15 protein-coding genes are annotated in these 18,961 nt (G+C 72.9%); 13 read left to right on the top strand and 2 right to left on the bottom strand.

Features of this window, described 5'->3' with window-relative positions; genetic code table 11:
• Positions 1–34 precede the first annotated feature (34 nt).
• The 8 genes from LLS1_RS17840 to LLS1_RS17805 all read left to right on the top strand — a co-directional run bounded on the left by LLS1_RS17840 (position 35) and on the right by LLS1_RS17805 (position 9,331).
• A complete protein-coding gene (locus tag LLS1_RS17840; RefSeq protein ID WP_223360271.1) occupies positions 35–1,588 on the top strand; it encodes a hydantoinase/oxoprolinase N-terminal domain-containing protein in 1,554 nt (517 codons plus the stop codon).
• Positions 1,585–2,697 (top strand): DUF917 domain-containing protein, encoded by a 1,113-nt coding sequence (locus LLS1_RS17835; RefSeq protein ID WP_226657659.1) that lies wholly within the window; start codon positions 1,585–1,587, stop codon positions 2,695–2,697. Before LLS1_RS17840 ends, LLS1_RS17835 begins: the two co-directional genes overlap by 4 nt.
• On the top strand, positions 2,694–3,812 hold the full coding sequence (locus LLS1_RS17830) for a DUF917 domain-containing protein (protein WP_226657657.1): 1,119 nt from the start codon (positions 2,694–2,696) through the stop codon (positions 3,810–3,812). Before LLS1_RS17835 ends, LLS1_RS17830 begins: the two co-directional genes overlap by 4 nt.
• A gap of 74 nt (positions 3,813–3,886) precedes the next feature.
• Positions 3,887–4,915, top strand: coding sequence for a DUF917 family protein (locus tag LLS1_RS17825; RefSeq protein ID WP_226657655.1), 1,029 nt, complete (start codon positions 3,887–3,889; stop codon positions 4,913–4,915).
• Entirely contained in the window at positions 4,912–6,426 is a 1,515-nt protein-coding gene (locus tag LLS1_RS17820) for a CdaR family transcriptional regulator (RefSeq protein ID WP_226657653.1), read from the top strand. The genes LLS1_RS17825 and LLS1_RS17820 overlap by 4 nt, the downstream gene beginning before the upstream one ends.
• 13 nt (positions 6,427–6,439) lie before the next feature.
• Positions 6,440–7,474, top strand: a complete 1,035-nt coding sequence (locus LLS1_RS17815) for an alcohol dehydrogenase catalytic domain-containing protein (protein WP_226657651.1) — start codon at positions 6,440–6,442, stop codon at positions 7,472–7,474.
• Positions 7,475–7,772: 298 nt separating this feature from the next.
• Positions 7,773–8,456 (top strand): HD domain-containing protein, encoded by a 684-nt coding sequence (locus LLS1_RS17810; RefSeq protein WP_226657650.1) that lies wholly within the window; start codon positions 7,773–7,775, stop codon positions 8,454–8,456.
• Between the two features lie 14 nt (positions 8,457–8,470).
• Positions 8,471–9,331: a 3-methyladenine DNA glycosylase gene (locus LLS1_RS17805; RefSeq protein WP_226657648.1), complete on the top strand. Its 861-nt coding sequence runs from the start codon at positions 8,471–8,473 to the stop codon at positions 9,329–9,331.
• 43 nt (positions 9,332–9,374) lie between these two features.
• Here the strand turns inward: LLS1_RS17805 and LLS1_RS17800 are convergent, their stop codons facing one another.
• Both LLS1_RS17800 and LLS1_RS17795 read right to left on the bottom strand, forming a co-directional pair.
• Positions 9,375–11,909: a transglycosylase domain-containing protein gene (locus LLS1_RS17800; RefSeq protein WP_226657646.1), complete on the bottom strand. Its 2,535-nt coding sequence runs from the start codon at positions 11,907–11,909 to the stop codon at positions 9,375–9,377.
• Between the two features lie 156 nt (positions 11,910–12,065).
• Positions 12,066–14,609, bottom strand: coding sequence for an ATP-dependent Clp protease ATP-binding subunit (locus tag LLS1_RS17795; RefSeq protein WP_308443828.1), 2,544 nt, complete (start codon positions 14,607–14,609; stop codon positions 12,066–12,068).
• Between the two features lie 131 nt (positions 14,610–14,740).
• Between LLS1_RS17795 and LLS1_RS17790 the strand changes: the two genes are divergently transcribed.
• The 5 genes from LLS1_RS17790 to LLS1_RS17770 all read left to right on the top strand — a co-directional run bounded on the left by LLS1_RS17790 (position 14,741) and on the right by LLS1_RS17770 (position 18,888).
• Positions 14,741–15,148: a hypothetical protein gene (locus LLS1_RS17790; RefSeq protein WP_226657645.1), complete on the top strand. Its 408-nt coding sequence runs from the start codon at positions 14,741–14,743 to the stop codon at positions 15,146–15,148.
• A 153-nt stretch (positions 15,149–15,301) separates the two neighbouring features.
• The gene (locus LLS1_RS17785) at positions 15,302–15,949 is read left to right on the top strand and encodes a hypothetical protein (RefSeq protein WP_226657643.1); all 648 of its coding nucleotides are present in this window, start codon (positions 15,302–15,304) and stop codon (positions 15,947–15,949) included.
• Between the two features lie 64 nt (positions 15,950–16,013).
• On the top strand, positions 16,014–16,727 hold the full coding sequence (locus LLS1_RS17780) for an alpha/beta fold hydrolase (protein ID WP_226657641.1): 714 nt from the start codon (positions 16,014–16,016) through the stop codon (positions 16,725–16,727).
• Positions 16,724–17,800 carry an FAD-binding oxidoreductase gene (locus tag LLS1_RS17775; RefSeq protein WP_226657640.1) on the top strand — a complete coding sequence of 359 codons (1,077 nt, stop codon included), beginning with the start codon at positions 16,724–16,726 and terminating at the stop codon, positions 17,798–17,800. The genes LLS1_RS17780 and LLS1_RS17775 overlap by 4 nt, the downstream gene beginning before the upstream one ends.
• Positions 17,797–18,888, top strand: a complete 1,092-nt coding sequence (locus tag LLS1_RS17770; protein ID WP_226657638.1) for a DNA glycosylase AlkZ-like family protein — start codon at positions 17,797–17,799, stop codon at positions 18,886–18,888. The genes LLS1_RS17775 and LLS1_RS17770 overlap by 4 nt, the downstream gene beginning before the upstream one ends.
• Positions 18,889–18,961 lie beyond the last annotated feature (73 nt).

Genomic DNA, 18,961 nt, shown 5'->3' with positions numbered 1-18,961 from the left:
CACCCGCCGTCACCGCGGCAGAAAGCGAAACACCATGCATATCGGCATCGACGTCGGAGGAACGAACACCGACGCAGTGCTCATGGACGGCAGGACCACCCTCGCCGGCGTCAAGAACTCGACCAGCCCGGACGTGACCGCCGGCATCGTCGATGCGATCGAGGCTCTGCGCGAGGCCCGTCCGTTCGACGGCTCCCAGATCCACGCGGTGATGATCGGGACGACGCACTTCATCAACGCGCTCGTGCAGGCCAAGCGGCTCGCTCCGACCGCCGCACTGCGGCTGGGACTGCCGGCGACCAGGGCGCTCCCGCCACTGGTCGACTGGCCCGAGGCGCTGCTCGAGGCGATCGACGCCCGCAGCTACCTGGCGCACGGCGGCTACGAGTTCGACGGCCGCCCGATCTCGCCGCTCGACGTGGCCGAACTGAAGGGGATCGCCGCCGACATGGCCGCGCACGGCGTGCGGTCGGTCGCGATCTCGTCCGTGTTCTCGCCGGTCAACCACGACGTCGAGACCCGGGCCGCCGCCATCCTGGCGGACGAGCTGGGAGACGACGTCGCCATCTCGCTCTCGCACGAGATCGGCCGCATCGGCCTCCTCGAGCGCGAGAACGCCACGATCATCAACGCGGCCCTACGCGAGCTGGCGGGCGAGATCGTCGACGGTCTGACCTCCGCGGTGCGGGCGCAGGGCATCGACGCGCCCATCTTCCTCAGCCAGAACGACGGCACGCTGATGGACGAGGACTACGTGCGCCTCTACCCGGTTGCCACGTTCGCCTCCGGCCCGACGAACTCCATGCGCGGAGCCGCCCTCACCAGCGGACTCGAGACGTGCGCGGTCGTCGACATCGGCGGCACCACCGCCGACATCGGCCTGCTCGTCAACGGGTTCCCGCGCGAGACGGCCAACGAGGTCAAGGTCGCCGGCGTGCGCACGAACTTCCGGATGCCGGACGTGCTCTCGATCGGCATCGGCGGCGGCTCCCTCGTCGACACCGAGACCGGCGAGGTCGGGCCGGAGTCGGTCGGGTATCGCCTGACGACGGAGGCGCTCGTGTTCGGCGGCTCGACCCTCACCGCCACCGACATCGCCGTGGCCGCCGGCCGCGCTCAGGTCGGCGACCCGTCGAAGGTCGCCCACCTCGACCCCGCCTTCGTGCAGCGCGTGCTCGACCGCATCGCCGAGCGCGTCTCCGAGGCCGTCGACCGTATGCGCACCTCGCCCGACCCCATCCCGGTCGTCGCCGTCGGCGGCGGCTCCATCCTCCTGCCGGACGAGCTGCCGATCTTCGGCGCCGTGCACCGACCGGAGAACTACGCCGTCGCGAACGCGATCGGCGCCTCCATCGCACAGGTCGGGGGCGAGATCGACAAGGTGTACGCCGTCGAGCCCGGCCGCCGCGACGAGGCCATCGCCGCCGTTCGGGCGGAGGCGGTGGACAAGGCGATCGCGGCCGGCGCCTCCCCCTCGTCGGTCGCGATCGTGGACTTCGACGAGGTCCCCATCCCCTACCTGCCGGGGAACGCCACACGCATCCGCGTGAAGGCCGTCGGCGACCTGGCGATGGAGGTGCGGGTATGAGCTGGACGCTGACCGCCGATGCGATCGGCGACCTGGCGCGCGGTGCGGCGGTGCTGGGAACAGGAGGCGGCGGCGACCCGTACATCGGCGCCCTGCTGGCGAAGCAGGCGCTCGCCGAGCACGGGCCGGTGACGGTCGTCGGCCTCGACGAGGTGCCGGACGACGCGCTCGTGCTCACCGTCGCGATGATGGGCGCCCCGACCGTCATGGTCGAGAAGCTCCCCAGTCTCGACGAAGTCATCGCGCCCGTCGCTGCACTCGGCACGTACCTCGGCCGCCCGGTCACGCACGTCGCGTGCGCCGAGGTCGGCGGCGTGAACTCCACCATCCCCGTCGCCGCGGCCGCCGCGCTCGGGCTGCCGCTCATCGACGCGGACGGCATGGGCCGGGCGTTCCCGGAGCTGCAGATGGTCCTCCCCACGCTGTACGGCGTCACCGCCTCGCCGCTCGCGTTCGCCGACGAGAAGGGGAACGTCGGGGTCCTGCAGACCGTCGACAACCACTGGACCGAGCGCATCGCCCGCGTCGCGTGCGTCGAGATGGGCTGCTCGATCATGATCTCGGGCTTCCCGATGTCCGGCACGGTGGCCAGGGAGGCGCTGGTCCCCGGCTCGCTGCACCACTGCATCGCGATCGGCACGGGGATCGCGGAGGCCCGCGCCGCCAAGACCGATCCGGTCGCAGCGACGGTCGGCCTCCTCGGCGGCCGCGAGTTCTTCGGCGGCAAGGTGGTCGACGTCGAGCGCGGCACCACCGCCGGGTTCGCCCGCGGCCGCGCCCGCATCGACGGTGCCGCGACCGGCACGGCCTCCGACGCCGTCCTGACCCTGTCGTTCCAGAACGAGCACCTGATCGCCCAGTCCGCGAACGAGGTCTTCGTGACCACGCCGGACCTCATCATCGTGCTCGACGCCGAGAGCGGCGAGCCGATCACGACCGAGGGTCTGCGCTACGGGCAGCGGGTGCGGGTGGTCGCCGCGCCCAGCGACCCGCGCTGGCACGGCGCCGAGGCGCTCGCCATGGTCGGCCCCGGCTACTTCGGCTACGACCTCCCGTCGCACCGCTTCGACGGCACCGCCGAACGCGCCCTCGAAGGGGCGGCCGCATGAGCTGGACGCTGACCGCCGCGGACCTCCCGGACCTCGCCCGCGGCGCCACGCTGCTGGGCACGGGAGGCGGAGGTGACCCCTACATCGGGCAGATGCTCGTCGCGCGGGTGCTGAGCGCGAAGCCGGAAGGCGAACGCGGCATCACCATCCTCGATCCGGACGAGCTCGCAGACGACCTCTTCGTCATCCCGACCGCTCAGATGGGCGCACCGACCGTGATGATCGAGAAGATCCCCGCGGGCACCGAGCCGACGCTCGCGCTGCGCACCCTGGAGGAGCACCTCGGGCGCACGGCCGACGCCACCATGCCGATCGAGTGCGGCGGCATCAACTCGATGATCCCGCTGATCGTCGCGGCCGAGACCGGGCTGCCGGTCGTGGACGCGGACGGCATGGGCCGCGCATTCCCCGAGCTCTCGATGGAGACGTTCGCCGTCTACGGGGTGCACGGCTCCCCGCTGGCCCTCGCGGGCGAGCGCGGCGAGACCGTCGTGATCGACACCGGAGACGACGACCGGCAGATGGAGTGGCTCGCCCGCGGGGTGACCATCCGCCTCGGCGGGGTCGGGCACATCGCCGAGTACGCGATGACGGGCGCCGACGTGAAGCGGACGGCCGTGCCGCGCACCCTCTCCATGGCGCTCGCCCTCGGCCGGGCGATCCGGGAGGCGCGGGAGCAGCACCGCTCGCCGTTCGAGGCGATCGCGCACACCCTCTCCGCGACCCTCTACTCGGAGGTCCGGGAGCTGTTCACCGGCAAGGTGACGGACGTCGAGCGGCGCACGACCGAAGGGTTCGCAAAGGGGCGCGCGACCATCTCGTCGCTCGACGCGGGTGCGACGGAGACGCTCGAGATCCGCTTCCAGAACGAGAACCTCATCGCGCTGCGCGACGGCGAGCTCGTCGCGATCGTGCCCGACCTGATCTGCGTGACCGACATCGAGTCGGGCGAGCCGATCACGACGGAGGGGCTGCGATACGGGCAGCGCGTGCGCGTCCTCGGCATCTCGACGCCCGAGATGATGCGCACCCCGGAGGCCCTGGCGGCGTTCGGGCCGCGGGCGTTCGGGCTGACCGAGGAGTTCGTCCCGGTCGAGACGTCGGCGCTGGTCTGAGCGCTGCATCCGGCCGCACGGTCACCCGCGGGCGCCCGCGCAGACGGGCGCCCGCACCGCCTACCCTGGAGGGCATGAGAACCTTCGGTCCGGAGCGCCTGCCCGCGCTGGCCAGAGGGTTCTCGTTGCTCGGCTCGGGAGGGGGCGGCGCCACGACGATGCTGGAGCTCATGGTGCAGAGTGCGCCGGTCTGGCCCGCGACCGCGCACGCCACCGATGAGCTCGACCCGGCGACCCCGTGCGTCGCGGTCGCGTTCGCCGGCTCCACCTACCTGCTCGCCGAGCGCCTCCCCGGATCCGACGTCTTCGGACCGCTCGTCACGGCCGCCGAACGCTGGACCGGGGTGCGCGCCGCCGCGGTCTGCGCGCTCGAAGGCGCGGGCATGAACGGCCTGACGCCGCTGCTGCTGGCCGACCGCCTCCCTCTCGTCGACGCCGACCTGATGGGCCGCGCCCTCCCGCGTCTCGACCAGGTCTCGCTGCTCGTCGACGCGCTGCCCGGCGTGGTCGTCGTCTGCGACACCGGAGGCGGCGTCGTCGTGATCGACACGCAGCGGCCGGCGGACGTCGAGAGCCAGGTGCGCTCCGCGATCGTGCAGGCGGGAGGCGGCGGCGCCGTGCTCGTCGCGGGCTTCACCGTCGGCGACCTCGCCGAGCACGCCGTCCTCGGCACGTTCGGCCGGGCGCTCGCGCTGGGAGAGAACAGCGGCGACCGCGCCGCCTCCCCCGCCCGGCTCGCGGCGGACATCGAGGGCCGGCTGCTCGGCTCCGGCCGCGTCAGCGCGATCGTCCCGCTGCCCGACGACCCCTACGTCAGCGCCATCCAGCTCGACGCGGACGACGGCTCCCTCCTGCGCCTCGTGGCACGCTCCGAACTGCTCGCGGTGGTGCGGGACGGCGAGACCACCGCGGCCAGCCCCGAGATCATCGTGGCGCTCGACTCCCTCTCCCGCGACGTCCTGCAGGTGGACGGTGTGACCCTCGCACGGCACGTGACGGTGATCGCCCTCCCCGCGCCCGAGTGGTGGACGCGCTCACCCGAGCGGCGAAGCCGGGTGACCCCCGCCGCATTCGGCCTCGCCGGCTTGGAGGGCGCCGCATGACCGAGCAGCTCGACCTCGCCGCGCTCCTCGCCCACCCCGCGAACGGCGGCCTGCGCCCGATCGCGGGCGCCGACCCGGCCGTCGTCTGGCGGGAGCTGGAGATGGCGTCCACCGAAGCCGACCTGCCCGCGGAAGGGCGCGGCGCGCTGGCCGTGCTGACCGTCCCGCCGCCGGCCACCCCGTGGCAGCAGGACGCCCTCGTGCGCCGGGTGCGCGACCGCGGCTACAACGGGCTGGCGCTCCCGGGAGCGGAGGCGTTCGGCTCCGGAACGCGGGCGCTCTCCGAGCGCCTCGGCCTCGCGCTGCTCGACACCGCAGAGCCGATGACGCTCGCGCGCGCGGGCTGGGAGCTGCTGGAGGGGCGCGACGCCCTCACCCTCGGCTATGTGCGCCGCGTGGCGCAGTCCATCGAGTACCACGCCGTCAACCTCGCCGATCTGCTGCGGCACCTCTCCGCCAGCGTCGGCCACGGCGTGGCCCTGATCGACACCGAAGGTGTGCTCCTGGAGGCCGGGGAGAGCCTCCCGTCCGCCGTGCACGCCGCGATCGACTTCGGGCCGTGGATCGACACGGTCGCGCTGCCCGAGGGGTCGGCGGCGTCCGTGCGGGTCGACAGCCCGAGCCGCGCCGGGCTGCGGCTCGCAGTCTTCGGTCGTGGACTCGGGCAGCAGCAGCTCATCGCGCTCGCTGTCGCCGCCGAAGTGGCCATGCCCGCCGTCGCCGCCCGCATCCTCATCGACGAGGTGGCGGACGTCAACGACGCCGCCGTCGCCTCCGGCCTCCTGCGCGACTTCCTGGAGACGCGCGACAACCGGGACGCGGAGCTGGAGCAGCGCATGCTGGAGCGCGGGTGGCGCACCACCGGCTACCACCTGGGCTTCCGGCTGATCGGGCGCACCCGGGTCGACACCCTCCAGCTGCTGCGCTTCGTCTCGCGCGAGCTGACCGCCCTGCCGGTCGACTCCCACGCCGCGACCAGCGGGCGCGGCGTGACCGGCTGGCTCAGCTTCACCGCGCCCCCGTCGCCGAGCCGCGTCGAGGAGAACGTGCGCGCCCTGCACACGCTGCACACGGCCGCGCGCCGCGCCTTCAACGTCGCGACCGGTGTCGGCACGCTCGAGAGCGGCTCCGCCGGGCTGGTGGCGACCATCGACGGGGCCGCCGACGCCGCCCGCATCGCGGCCGACCGCTCCGCGACCGGCCACTTCGTCCGCATCGACGCCCTCGGACTCGAGCAGCTGCTGCTGTCGTGGACGGAGAGCGACACCTTCGTCCCCGCCGCCGAGTCCCTCCTGGCACCGCTGATCGCTCGCGGCCCGGAGCTCGTGGAGACGCTCACCGCCTACCTCGATCACGAGTCCGGCATCGCGGCGACCGCTGACGCCCTCGGCCTGCACCGCAACACCGTCTCCACCCGCGTCGCGCGCGCCCAGGAGCTGCTGGGGCTCGACCTCGGCGACCCGGAGACCCGCCTCGCCGTCCACCTCGCCTGCCGCGCCGTGCGGCGCTGACCCCGGGAGCACCATGAGAGCCCTGCTGTACGAGTCGTTCGCCGCGCCGATCGCCGTCGCCGACCTCCCGGACCCCGTCGCCCCCGACGGCGGTGCGATCGTCCGCGTCGCCGCCTCCGGGCTCTGCCGCAGCGACTGGCACGCCTGGGCGGGGCACGACGACACCGTCCGCCTTCCGCACGTGCCCGGGCACGAGTTCGTCGGTGTGGTGGAGGCCGTGGGCGACGGCGTGGAGCGGTGGCGGGCGGGCGACCGGGTCACGGCGCCGTTCGTCAACGGCTGCGGGCGCTGCGAGTGGTGCCGGAGCGGACAGGCGCAGGTCTGCCCGGACCAGACCCAGCCCGGGTTCACGCACTGGGGCTCGCACGCCGAGCTGGTCGCGGTGCGGGCCGCCGACCTCAACCTCGTCGCCGTGCCTGACGACATCGACGATGCGGCCGCCGCGAGCCTGGGTTGCCGGTTCGCGACCGCGTACCGCGCGATCACCGCGCGGGCCCGCATCCGGCCGGGCGAGTGGGTCGCGGTGTACGGCGCGGGCGGCGTCGGCCTCAGCGCCGTGATGATCGCCGCCGCGCTCGGTGCGCGACCCATCGCCGTCGACCGTGCGCCGGCCGCTCTCGAGCTGGCACGGGCGTTCGGCGCCGAGCACACGCTGGAAGCCGGGGACGGGACTCCCGACGCCATCGCCGCGCTGACGGGAGGCGGCGCGCACGTCTCCGTGGACGCCGTCGGCTCCCCCGCCACGGCCGGCGCCGCCGTGCGCTCACTGCGGAGACGCGGCCGCCACGTGCAGATCGGCCTGCTGGCCGGCGGCGGACCGGTGCTCCCGCTCGACCGCGTGATCGGCTGGGAGCTGGACGTGCTCGGCAGCCACGGCATGGCCGCCGCGGACTACGCGGGCATGCTCGACCTCGTCGCCTCCGGCGCCGTCTCCCCGCGCGCCCTCGTCGGCGCCCGCGTCGGCCTCGCCGAGGCCGCCCGCCTCCTCCCCGAGGCGGCCACCGCCCCGCCCGTCGGCATCACCGTCCTCGACCCCACCCGCGACTGACCCGCGCGGCGACTCATCCACACCCCGCCCGCCGAGGCGGCCAAAAATACGCGTGTGACCGGGCACAGACCGTACTTTGCGCCGCCTCGCGAGCTCGGTCGACCACGCGCCCGCGCCCGCTCATGCACGCCCAGCTGCCGAGACGGCGAAAAATCTCCGTGTGACCGGGCACACGGCGTACTTTTCGGCGCCTCGGCGCCAGCGAGGAGGCACATGGGCGCGGGGGTTGGCGGGAATTGGTGGGTGCGCGGCGGGATGTGGGCGGCGGCGAGGCGCGGCGGTGGCTGAGGATGGGAGTATGCCGCGCACCGACCGACCCGACCGCACCGACGCCACAGCACCCTCCGCCACCACCAACACCCGCACCACCACCGCCACCCGCACCGTCCTGCCCTCCGCGCCGGACACCCCGGCCGCGCGGGCGGCGCTCGAACTGGCCACGGCGTACCACTCGCCGTCGCTGCTCAACCACGTCATCCGGTCGTGGCTGTGGGCCGAGGCGTTCGCTCAGCACGAGGGCCGTGACGGGATCGACCACGAGCTGCTGTACGTCTCGGCGCTGCTGCACGACATCGGGATCGTCCCGGCGTTCGACAACGTGGCCCTCTCCTACGAGGATGCCGGGGGTCACGTCGCGGTGGCGCTCACGGCGGGTGCGGGATGGGAGCCGTCGCGTCGGGTTCGCGCGCACGAGGTGATCGTGCGGCACAACTGGCCCGCAGTCGACCCGGCGTTCGACCAGGAGGGCTACCTGCTGGAGGTCGCCACCGGGCTCGACATCTCCGGGGCCCGAGCGGATGTGCTGCCGCGCGACGTCCTGCGCACCGTGCTCACCGCGTACCCGCGACTCGAGCTGGCCGCGGAGTTCGGCGCGGGCGTGACCGACCAGGCCGCGCGAAAGCCGGACACGCAGGCGCATCGGCTGGTGGAGGGCGGCGTGCGCGCGAAGCTCGCCGCGAATCCGCTCGAGTCTCTGGGCTGACCTATCCTCGAGAGGTGACCACCCTGCTCGATCCCGCCGACTGGCGCGCCCGCGAGACGGCCCACGCCGCACGCGCCGACGCGCTCACGGCCGGACACCGCGAGCGGGCGGCCCGGGGCGAGAAGCATCCGGTCGAGGACTTCCTCTTCACCTACTACTCCTACGCGCCGCGCGTGCTGCGCCGCTGGCATCCCGGCGCCGGGGTGGAACTGGCGGGCGCGGCGGACGATCCGCGGGCAGCCTGGCGCTGGTACACGGCGGGCACGGCGGCGGGCGCGGTCACGGTCGACCACGCAGCGTTCGCCGCAGACAAGGGCACGCTGATGCGCTCCGTGGAGCGCATCCTCCGTACCACGGCCGCGCGTCCCGGGCAGTTCGGCTGCTTCGGGCTGCACGAGTGGGCGATGGTCTACCGGCAGGACGAGCGCCGCCACGCGGTGCCCCTGCGGCTCGGCCGTGACGGCACCGACGCGGTCGTCGAGTCGCACGAGCTGCGCTGCACGCACATCGACGCATTCCGGTTCTTCACCCCGGACGCCGTGCCGCGCAACCGCTTCGCCCCGACACGCGAGACGCAATCCGAGCTGGAGCAGCCGGGCTGCCTGCACGCCGGGATGGACGTCTACAAATGGGCGATGAAGCTCGGTCCGCTCGTGCCCGGCGAGCTGCTGCTCGACGCGTTCGAGCTGGCGCGGGACATCCGCCTGCTCGACATGCAGGCCTCCCCCTACGACATGCGGCCGTGGGGCGCGGACCCGGTCGCGATCGAGACCCCCGAGGGCAAGGCGGAGTACGTGCGTCGCCAGCGGGGATTCGCCGAGCGGTCGAACGCCCTGCGCGGAGCCCTGCTGGCGGCCGCGTTCGGCGACGCGTGACCGGTGCCCGAGCTCGCGCGCAGCACACCGCCCGCGGCCGGCGTCAGCCGCCGGCGCCGCCCCCTCCGGTCAGGCCGCCGTTCCCGTTCCCGCCGCCGATCCCGTTCCCGCCGGCGTTCCCAGCGCCCGTCCCCGGTGTCGAGGTCGGCTTGCCGGTCGAGCCGCCTCCCGGGGTCGGTGTCGCGCTCGGCGCCGCCTGCCCACTGCTCAGCTGGATCGTCACGCTCCCGCCGCCCTCGATCGCCGAGCCGGCCGGCGGGTCGGTGCTCGCGACGGTGCCGGCGGTCTGAGTGCTGTCGACGGGGGTCTGGTCGACAGTGACGTCGAGACCGAGCGCCTCCAGCAGCTTCTGCGCCTGGTCGGGGGTCTTGCCCGTGACGTCCGGCACCGTGACCTTGCTGCCGTAGAGGGAGCTGTTCGTCGGCTTCGTGAAATCGTCGCCGCCGTAGAGCTGGTCCAGCGCCTTCTGGATGGGCTTCACGATGGAGAACTTGACGTTGCCGCCGCCGATGCCGTCGAAGCTGAGGCTGCGCAGCGGCGTGGAGCCCGACACGTTGCCGACCCACGTGGCCTGCGCGACCTTGGTCGTGGAGGTGATCAGCCAGTTCTGCAGCGAGTCGTCGGTGGTGCCGGTCTTGCCCATGATCGGGGTGCCGTCCCACGGGTTGGCGCTCGTCGCGGTGCCGTCGGTCATCACGCCTTCGAGCGCGTAGGTGACGCCGGCCGCGATGTCCTTGTCGAGTCCCTGCGTGCAGGTGGTGGGACTAACGGCGTGGGCGCTCCCGTCGGCGTTGATCACCTTGTCGATCGCGACCGGGGTGCACACGGTCCCACCATCGGCGATGCCCGCATACGCGGTCGCCATCGTGAGCGGCGCGACCTCGTTCGTGCCGAGGATCATCGACGGGTACGAATTCAGCGTGCCCCCCGTGGCGGCCGTATGGATGCCGAGTGATTTCGCCGCGTTCAGGATGGAGCAGAGATCGGTCTTCGTCGCCATCTGAGCGAAGGCGGTGTTCACGGACTCCGCCGTCGCCGCCATCACGGACAGCCGGCTCGCCGACCCCTCGTCGTTCGACACCTGCCACGACGGACCGGAGATGTCGCCGCACGTGCTCGTGAAGTCCGACATCGGGAAGGTGTGCTGCGACGCGTTGATGTACTCGTACAGGCTGTGCCCGGCCTCCAGCCAGGCAGCCAGGTCGAACGCTTTGAACGTCGATCCGGTCTGGAACCCGGACGACCCGCCGTACGCCTCGTCGGTGTTGTAGTTCACCGCGGTCGTGCCGTCCACCGGTTGATCCGTGTTGTTGAAGGCGCGATTCTGCACCATGGTGACGATGCGTCCCGTGCCGAGCTCCACGGACACGTTCGACGCGCCCAGGTCGATACCCGCCTTGGTCGCTGGGATGTAGGTACTCAGCGACTGCTGAGCGACCGCCTGCAGGTCGAGGTTGAGCGTCGTATAGATCTTGAGGCCACCGCGGTTGAGGGTCGCCCAGCGGTCGTCGGCGGTCTTGCCGTAAGCGGGGTCGTTGAGGATGACGTCGCGCACGTAGTCGCAGAAGAACGCGGCGTTGTACTGCTGGGCCGCGGCGCATCCCGAGGTCGTCGGAGTGACGGTCGGCTGCACCGGCGTCTTCTTGGCCGCGTCGCGGTCGGCCGCGGTGATCTTGTGGTTCACGTACATGCGGTCGAGCACGTAGTCGCGGCGCGCCTTGGTGAGCGCGTACCCGTTCGCCGCACCATTCGTCTTGCTGTCCGGCTCGTCGATGCGGAGGTTGGCCGGGTTGTTCACGATCGCGACCAGGGTCGCGGCCTGCGCGAGTGACAGGGCGTTCGCGTCCACGTTGAAGTAGTAGTGCGCTGCCGCCTCGATGCCGTACACCTGGCCGCCGAAGCCGACGACGTTCAGGTATCCCATCAGGATGTCCTTCTTGCTGTACTTCTTCTCCAGCCCCACCGCGTAGCGCATCTCCTGCACCTTGCGCTGGAGGGTCTGGCCCGCCGCGTCGTCGTAGCAGGCCTGCACCTTCTTCGCGTCCGTCAGCGCCTCGCACTTCTCGACCTCGACGTTCTTCACGTACTGCTGGGTGATCGACGACCCGCCCTGCACGTCCCCGCCGACGACGGTCGCGAGCGCACCGCGGACCGTGCCGAGCACATCCACCGCGCCCTCGGAGTAGAACCGCGGATCCTCGGCCGCGACGACGGCGTCCTTGACGTTCTGCGACACCGCGTCCCAGGTCACGTCCTGCCGGTTCTGTGCGTAGAACGTGGCGATCGGCACATCCTGACCGCCCTGCTTCGCGTAGACGGTCGAGTTCTGCGCGAACTGCTGGATCTGCAGGTTCGCGGGCAGCGCGTTGAAGTCGGAGATGCCGGCGGCGGCCGCGACGCCCGTTCCCAGGAAACCCGGAAGAACGAACAGCGAGCTGAGCACCGCGGCGACCAGCGTCAGGCCGATGAACTGCCAGATCGCGCGCCCCCGCGTCTGCGGCATGCGCGGCTCCAGCCGCCGGACCGGCGCCAGGATGCGGTCGATCAGCGGCGGACGGTTCGAATCGTGAGTGGACACCCGTCCACGCTTCCAAACCGGACTGGGGAATCGGTCAGCGGGAGGTGAGCGCAGATTCGGGGATGTACAGGAAACGACCCCACGGGTCGTGCGAGAGACGGAACACGCCGCGCCCGCGGATGCGGACGCGGCGTGTCGAGACCGCTGGAGGCGGGATCAGGCGGCGGTGGCGAAGACGGCCTGCGCGCTGACGCGCAGCTCGCCGTCCCCCGCGTCCACCACGACCGTGCCACCCTCGGCGACCTCGCCGGTCACCATCAGGTCGGCGACGCGATCGTCCACCTCGCGCTGGATGACCCGGCGCAGCGGGCGGGCGCCGTACTCGGGCTCGTAGCCGGCGTCGGCGATCCACGCGACCGCGGCCTCCGTCGCCTCGAACCCGATGCCCCGGGCGGCCAGGCGGGAGGCCGTGGCCGTCAGGAGCAGGCGCACGATGCTGGTCAGCTGCTCGGTGTCGAGCTTGCGGAACAGCACGATCTCGTCGATGCGGTTGAGGAACTCGGGACGCATGGCCTCGCGCAGCTTGCCCATGACGCGATCGCGCAGGTCCTTCTCGGACGAGAAGCCGTCCGCGCCCGGCGCGACGAAGCCGAGGGCTCCGCTGCGGGAGGCGAGGAACTCCGAGCCGAGGTTGGAGGTCATGATGACGACCGTGTTGCGGAAGTCGACCGTTCGGCCCTGCCCGTCGGTGAGGCGACCGTCGTCCAGCACCTGCAGCAGCAGGTTGAAGACGTCGGGGTGGGCCTTCTCGATCTCGTCGAACAGCACCACCGAGTACGGGTTGCGGCGCACGCGCTCGGTGAGCTGACCGGCCTCGTCGTAGCCGACGTATCCGGGAGGGGCGCCGACCAGTCGGGCGACCGTGTGGCGCTCGCCGAACTCGCTCATGTCGAATCGCAGCATCGCCTTCTCGTCCCCGAACAGGGACGCCGCGAGCGACTTCGCCAGCTCGGTCTTGCCGACACCGGTCGGACCGAGGAAGAGGAAGCTGCCGACGGGGCGGCGCTCGTCTCCGAGCCCGGTGCGGTTGCGCCGCACGGCCTTGGCGACCGCGGTGACCGCGTCGTCCTGGCCGATGACGCGCTCGTGCAGCTCCGCCTCCAGCCGGGCCAGGCGCTCGCGGTCGGCCTCGCCGATGCGGGAGACCGGGATGCCGGTCGCGCGGGAGACGATGGCCGCGATCTCGGGCTCGTCCACGACCGCGTCGGGCCGCGGCGCGCTGGCCAGCTCGTCGAGCGAGCGCTGCACCGCCTCGATCTCGTCACGCAGGCGCGACGCCTCCTCGTAGTGCTCGGCCGCGACCGCCGAGTTCTTCTCGGACTCCAGGGTCGCCAGCCGCTGCATCAGCTCGGAGGTGTCCACCCGCTTGCCGAGCGACAGGCGCAGCCGCGCCCCGGCCTGGTCGATCAGGTCGATGGCCTTGTCGGGCAGAAAGCGGTCGGTGACGTACCGGTCGGAGAGCTCGACGGCGGCGCGCAGGGCGTCGTCCGTGTAGCTCACGCCGTGGTGCTCCTCGTAGGCGCCGCGGAGGCCCTGCAGGATGAGCACGGCGTCCCCGACGCTCGGCTCGCCGACCGTCACGGGCTGGAAGCGGCGCTCGAGCGCCGGGTCCTTCTCGATCCGGCGGTACTCCTTGAGCGTCGTCGCACCGACCAGGTGCAGGTCGCCGCGGGCGAGGCGGGGCTTCAGGATGTTGCCCGCGTCCATCCCGCCGGACTCGCCGGACCCTCCGGCGCCGACCACGGTGTGCAGCTCGTCGATGAACACGATCAGCTCGTCCGATCCGGCGCTGATCTCGTCCATGAGCGCGGTGAGCCGCTCCTCGAAGTCGCCGCGGTACCGGGTACCCGCGACCATCCCGGCCAGGTCGAGCGTGACGACCTTCTTGTCGCGCAACTGCTCCGGAACGTCACCGGCGACGATCGCACGGGCCAGACCCTCCACGATCGCCGTCTTTCCCACGCCGGCCTCGCCGACCAGCACGGGGTTGTTCTTGGTACGGCGGGAGAGGATCTCGACGGTCTGCTCGATCTCGTCCAGGCGGCCGACGACCGGATCGAGCCGTCCCTCGCGGGCGAGCTCGGTCAGGTCGGTGCCGAAGCGGTCGAGCATCGGGGTGTCGGACTCGTCGTCCGCCGTCTCGGGCTCGCCCATGGCGCCCGCGCCGACCGTCGCGGTCTGGCGCATGGCGTTGGTGAGAGCGTCCGCGGTCACGCCTGCGGCCTGCAGGACCTGCCCCGCAGGGGCGTCCTGACCGATGACCAGCGCGAAGAAGAGGTGCTCCGGGTCGATGTAGGTCGAGCCGGAGGCGCGGGCGACCTGGTAGGCGTGGAAGAGGGCGCGCTGCGCGGACGGCGTGATGGAGGCGGCGTCCGCATCCACCGTCTCGCCCGAGGCGGGGAGGCGCTGCTCGGCCGCGAGCACGACGCGCGCCGGGTCGACCCCGATGCCGCGCATCGCGTCGGCAGCGGGCTCCTCGCCCGCCATGACGCGCAGGATGTGCAGGGCGTCCAGCTCGCGGTGGCCGTGCTCCAGGGCGAAGCGGCCCGCCTCGGCGAGGATCTCCTGCGTCCGCCGGCTCAGGAACCGGCTGATGTCGATCGAGCGCGCGGCGCGCGCACGCTCGCCCGCGAGGTAGCGGGCCAGGAACTCGTCGAACGAGCCGGCTCCGCCGCTCTCGGGAGTGAAGTTCTCGGGCACGTGATCTCCAGTTTCTAAAGTTGAGTGGTGTGCACTCAAGTTCAACGATACGGGCGGAGGGATATTCCCGGGCCGCGGGAGGCGATCGTGTCCGCTTGCAGAGAACGCCGCGAAGGCGTTGCATCGGAGCCATGACACGACGCAGCCCCGCTCGCACCGCCGTCCGCCTCCTCCTCGGCGCAGGACTCGTCTTCGCCGGCGTGAGCCATCTCACGTTCGCCCGCGAGGACTTCCGGGCGCAGGTGCCCGACTTCGTGCCTCTCGACGAGGACACGACGGTGCTCGCATCGGGTGTCGTCGAGATCGCCCTCGGGACCGCGCTGGCCCTCACCCCGCAGCGGAAGGGGCTCGCCAGCCGCAGCACCGTCGGCTGGGCGGCGGCCGCCTTCTTCGCGGCGGTGTTCCCCGGCAACGTTTCGCAGTGGCAGCACCGTCGCAGCGCGTTCGGGCTCGACACCGACCGCAAGCGCCTGATCCGCCTGTGGTTCCAGCCCGTGCTCATCGCCGCTGCGCTCTACGGCACCAACGACCGCCGCTGACGCGCGCGATTCGGGCCGACGCCGGCTCTCCGGAGATCCGGACCGACTCGCCGCTCAGTTCGCCGGAGCTCCGGAGGTTCCGCCTCCTTGCCGGGGGATCTCCGAATCGTCCGAGGCGTAGGCGGCGGTCGGGGCGGGGTTGCGGGAGCGTGGATGGGCGATTTTAGACTGGAGGCGGCCGCGCGCCGCCCCCATCCACTGACGCTCACCGACGGGAGACTCATGCCGCATCCGGCCCGCCGCACCGCACCTCTGCTCCTCTCGGCCGCTCTCGCGACCGTGTTCGCCCTCGCGGGCTGCTCGGCCGGAAGCGCCGGCGGCTCGACCCCCGCGGGCTCGACTCCGCCCGTGGCCTCCCCCACTCCGACGCCCACGTACGCGGGCACGGCGGTCGGGGTGACGTGCACGGACGTCTTCGCCGGCGGCGACGTCGCCGCGGCGCTCCCGGGCTACGCGCTCAAGGCCTCCTTCACCGCTCCGGAGGGCTCGTCGGCCGCCCTCGCCGCACGAATCGACGGGGTCGCGTGCGGGCTCACGTCGCCCACGGGCCCGATCTCGGTCGGGCTGTCGAAGCCCGACGCGGCGAGCTCGGCCGCGCTGCAGAAGGCGCGCACGGCGACCGGGTCTCCGGTCACCGGCTTCGGGCCGGACGTCACGGCGACCTTCGACGAGATGACCGGCCAGGAGGACCTCTTCACCGCCACCGGTGTCTGGATCAGCGTGCAATCGTCGGGTTTCACGAACCCCGAGGTCGCCCGGCCCCTGCTGCAGTTCATCACCCAGGCGCTGCCGTCGGGCTGACCCGCCGCCTCCACTGGTCGGATCGACCGGCGCGCATGTCGCCGGGGCGGGGTACCGTCGGGGCATGGAGATCGTCCTCGTCCCCGGTTTCTGGCTGAACGCGCGCGCGTGGGAGCAGGTGACGCCCACCATCGAAGCGGCGGGTCACCACACGCATCCCCTGACCCTGCCCGGGCTGGAGGCCGTGAGCGCTCCCCGGGCGGGTATCGGCGTGGTCGAGCACGTCGCCGCGATCACGGCGGCCGTCGACGCCGCGGGCGACCCCGGCGCGCGCGATGTCGTGCTGGTCGGGCACTCCGGCGGCGGGCCGCTGGCGAACGCCGCGCTCGACGCCCGGCCCGACCGGGTGGCGCGGATCGTCTTCGTCGACTCCGCTCCGCTGCCGCCGGGAGGCGTCATCCCGAGCGGCCTGGAGCCGGTGGACGGCGAGGTGGCCCTGCCCGCGTGGGACGACTTCGAGGACGAGGACCTGGTCGGGCTCGACGACGAGCTTCGCGCCGCCTTCCGCCGCGACGCGGTGCCCGAGCCCGGCGATGTCGTCACCGGTGCGATCGAGCTGCGCGACGACGCCCGGCGTCGCGCGGTGCCGGCGACGGTCATCGCCTGCGAGTTCCCGGAGGCCGACCTGCGCCGCTGGGTCGCCTCCGGCGAGGACTTCTGCCGCGAGCTCGGCGCCCTCGACCGCTACGACGTGGTCGAGCTGCCGACCGGGCACTGGCCGATGTTCACCCGGCCGGCGGATCTCGGGTCGGCGATCGCGGAGGCCGCCGCCCGATGAGCCCGGCCGCGCGCTCCACCGTCGTCGTGATCGGCAGCGGCGTCGCCGGTGCGGCGACCGCCTTCGCGCTCGCCCGGCGCGGCGTCGCGGTCACGATCGCCGACGCCGGCCTCGCGGGGCGCGCCACCGATGCCGGGGCGGGGATCATCCAGCCCTGGACGTCGACCGCGTCCGGCGACTTCTACGAGCTCTACGCCGCGGGCGCCGACTACTATCCCGAGCTGATCGAGCGTCTGGCCGAGACCGGAGTCGACGACATCGGCTTCCGTCGGTCGGGCGCGCTCATCGTCAACCGTGACCCGGAGGTCGTGGACGCGGCGGAGGCGCGCGTGGCGGCCCGCGCCGGGGAGGCCCGCACCATCGGGCAGGTCCGGCGCATCGACGAGACGGCCGCCCGAGCGCTCTTCCCGCCGCTCGGCGACGGTTTCCACGCCCTCCACATCTCCGGTGCTGCGCGGGTGGACGGCCGGTCGCTGCGAACGGGGCTGCTCGCCGGCGCCCGCGCGCACGGCGCCACGCACCTCGACGGAACGGTCCACCTGGGGGCGGACGGCGTTCCCCGTATCGAGCAGAACGAGCTCCACGCCGACGCCGTGGTGGTCGCCGCGGGCGCGTGGACGAACCGGGTGCTCGATCGCCTCGGCGCCCGGGTCCCGGTGGAGCCCCAGCGTGGCCAGATCACACACCTGCGGGTCGACGGCGTGGAGACCCGCGACTGGCCCTCCGTGCATCCCGTCGCACCGCACTACCTGGTCGCCTTCGACGACTCGCGCGTCGTGGTCGGCGCCACCCGCGAGACGGGGTCGGGGTTCGACGCCCGCATCACCGCTGCCGGGCAACAGCAGGTGCTCGCGGACGCCCTTGCCGTCGCCCCCGGCCTCGCCGACGCCACGGTGATCGAGACCCGGGTCGGTCTGCGCCCGCTGCCCGAGGGCGACCTGCCGTCGGTCGGCGCGCTCGACGGGCACCCCGGTGTGTTCGTGAACGCGGGCTTCGGCGCGGGCGGCCTCACGATGGGGCCGCTCGTCGGCGACCTCCTCGCCGAGCAGATCGTGGGAGGCGTGGCGCCATGATCCTGACCCGCGAGGAGGCGCGTCGCATCGCCGTGCGGGCGCAGCGCCTCGACGCGACACGGCCGACGGGGCTCGTGCCGCTCGTCGAGCACCTGACGTTCCTGCAGCTCGACCCGACCGCGGCCGTCGCCCCGAGCGCGGAGCTGATCGCGTTCACCCGGCTGGGACCGGCGTTCGCGCCGGGCGAGGTGTCGGAGGCGCTCGAGCGTGACCGGCTGCTTTACGAGGTCAAGGCGATGGACGATCCGAAGCAGCCGCCGTTCGCGATGATCCGCCCTGTCTCCGACCTCGGCCTCCACCTCGACCGCATGTCGCGCTGGCCGGACGCGGTGCCGGCCTGGGCGGCGTGGCTCGCTGCCAACGATGCCTTCCGCCGCGACGTGCTCGCGCGCCTGCGCGATCGGGGTCCGACGCTGTCGAAGGACATCCCCGATACCGCGGCGGTCCCGTGGCAGTCGAGCGGATGGACGCACAATCAGAACGTCACGCGGATGCTCGAACTGCTGCAGGGCCGCGGGGAGGTCGCGGTGGCCGGGCGCGTGGGCCGGCAGCGCACCTGGGATGTCGCCGACCGGGTCTACCCCGCCGGCATCGAGGTCGTCCCCGAGGCGGAGGCCGCGCCGCTGCGCGACGCACGCCGCCTCGGCGCCCTCGGCATCGCCCGGGCGGCACTCGTGGGCGAGGCGGGTGAGGCCGCCGAGGTGGAGGGCAGCGCGCTCGCCTGGCGCGTGGATCCGGAGATGCGGGATGCTGCCGCCGCCGCCGACTTCGGCGGGCGTGTGGCCCTGCTCTCCCCGTTCGACCGCCTGGTGCACGATCGCGTGCGCAGCCAGGAGGTCTTCGGGTTCGAGTACCTGCTCGAGATGTACAAGCCCGCGGCGCAGCGCCGCTGGGGGTACTTCGCGCTGCCGCTCCTGTACGAGGACCGCCTGGTCGGCAAGCTGGATGCGACGGCCGACCGTAAGGCGGGCGTGTTCCGTGTCGCCGCCGTGCACGAGGACGAGCCGCTCTCCCCAAGCGCACGCGACGCCGTCGACGCCGCCGTCGCCGAGCTCGCCGCCTGGCTCGGCCTCGCGGTCGCGCGCTGACCCGTCCCGCGCCCTTCCGCGCACAGGGGTCGCATTCTGCCGGAATGCGCGCGGCATTCCGGCAGAATGCGAC

It is taken from the genome of Leifsonia sp. LS1 (genome assembly GCF_020521355.1).
Classification (GTDB): Bacteria; Actinomycetota; Actinomycetes; order Actinomycetales; family Microbacteriaceae; genus Leifsonia.
The sequence above is the reverse complement of the archived record's forward strand: the minus strand, read 5'-3'. Positions and strand labels throughout refer to the sequence as shown.

Bases quoted from the DNA above. Each gene is read 5' to 3' on its own strand.
- LLS1_RS17840 (WP_223360271.1), top strand. From the start codon at position 35: ATGCATATCGGCATCGACGTCGGAGGAACGAACACCGACGCAGTGCTC.
- LLS1_RS17830 (WP_226657657.1), top strand. From the start codon at position 2,694: ATGAGCTGGACGCTGACCGCCGCGGACCTCCCGGACCTCGCCCGCGGC.
- LLS1_RS17780 (WP_226657641.1), top strand. From the start codon at position 16,014: ATGGAGATCGTCCTCGTCCCCGGTTTCTGGCTGAACGCGCGCGCGTGG.
- LLS1_RS17835 (WP_226657659.1), top strand. From the start codon at position 1,585: ATGAGCTGGACGCTGACCGCCGATGCGATCGGCGACCTGGCGCGCGGT.
- LLS1_RS17775 (WP_226657640.1), top strand. From the start codon at position 16,724: ATGAGCCCGGCCGCGCGCTCCACCGTCGTCGTGATCGGCAGCGGCGTC.
- LLS1_RS17790 (WP_226657645.1), top strand. From the start codon at position 14,741: ATGACACGACGCAGCCCCGCTCGCACCGCCGTCCGCCTCCTCCTCGGC.
- LLS1_RS17810 (WP_226657650.1), top strand. From the start codon at position 7,773: ATGCCGCGCACCGACCGACCCGACCGCACCGACGCCACAGCACCCTCC.
- LLS1_RS17825 (WP_226657655.1), top strand. From the start codon at position 3,887: ATGAGAACCTTCGGTCCGGAGCGCCTGCCCGCGCTGGCCAGAGGGTTC.
- LLS1_RS17770 (WP_226657638.1), top strand. From the start codon at position 17,797: ATGATCCTGACCCGCGAGGAGGCGCGTCGCATCGCCGTGCGGGCGCAG.
- LLS1_RS17820 (WP_226657653.1), top strand. From the start codon at position 4,912: ATGACCGAGCAGCTCGACCTCGCCGCGCTCCTCGCCCACCCCGCGAAC.
- LLS1_RS17785 (WP_226657643.1), top strand. From the start codon at position 15,302: ATGGGCGATTTTAGACTGGAGGCGGCCGCGCGCCGCCCCCATCCACTG.
- LLS1_RS17815 (WP_226657651.1), top strand. From the start codon at position 6,440: ATGAGAGCCCTGCTGTACGAGTCGTTCGCCGCGCCGATCGCCGTCGCC.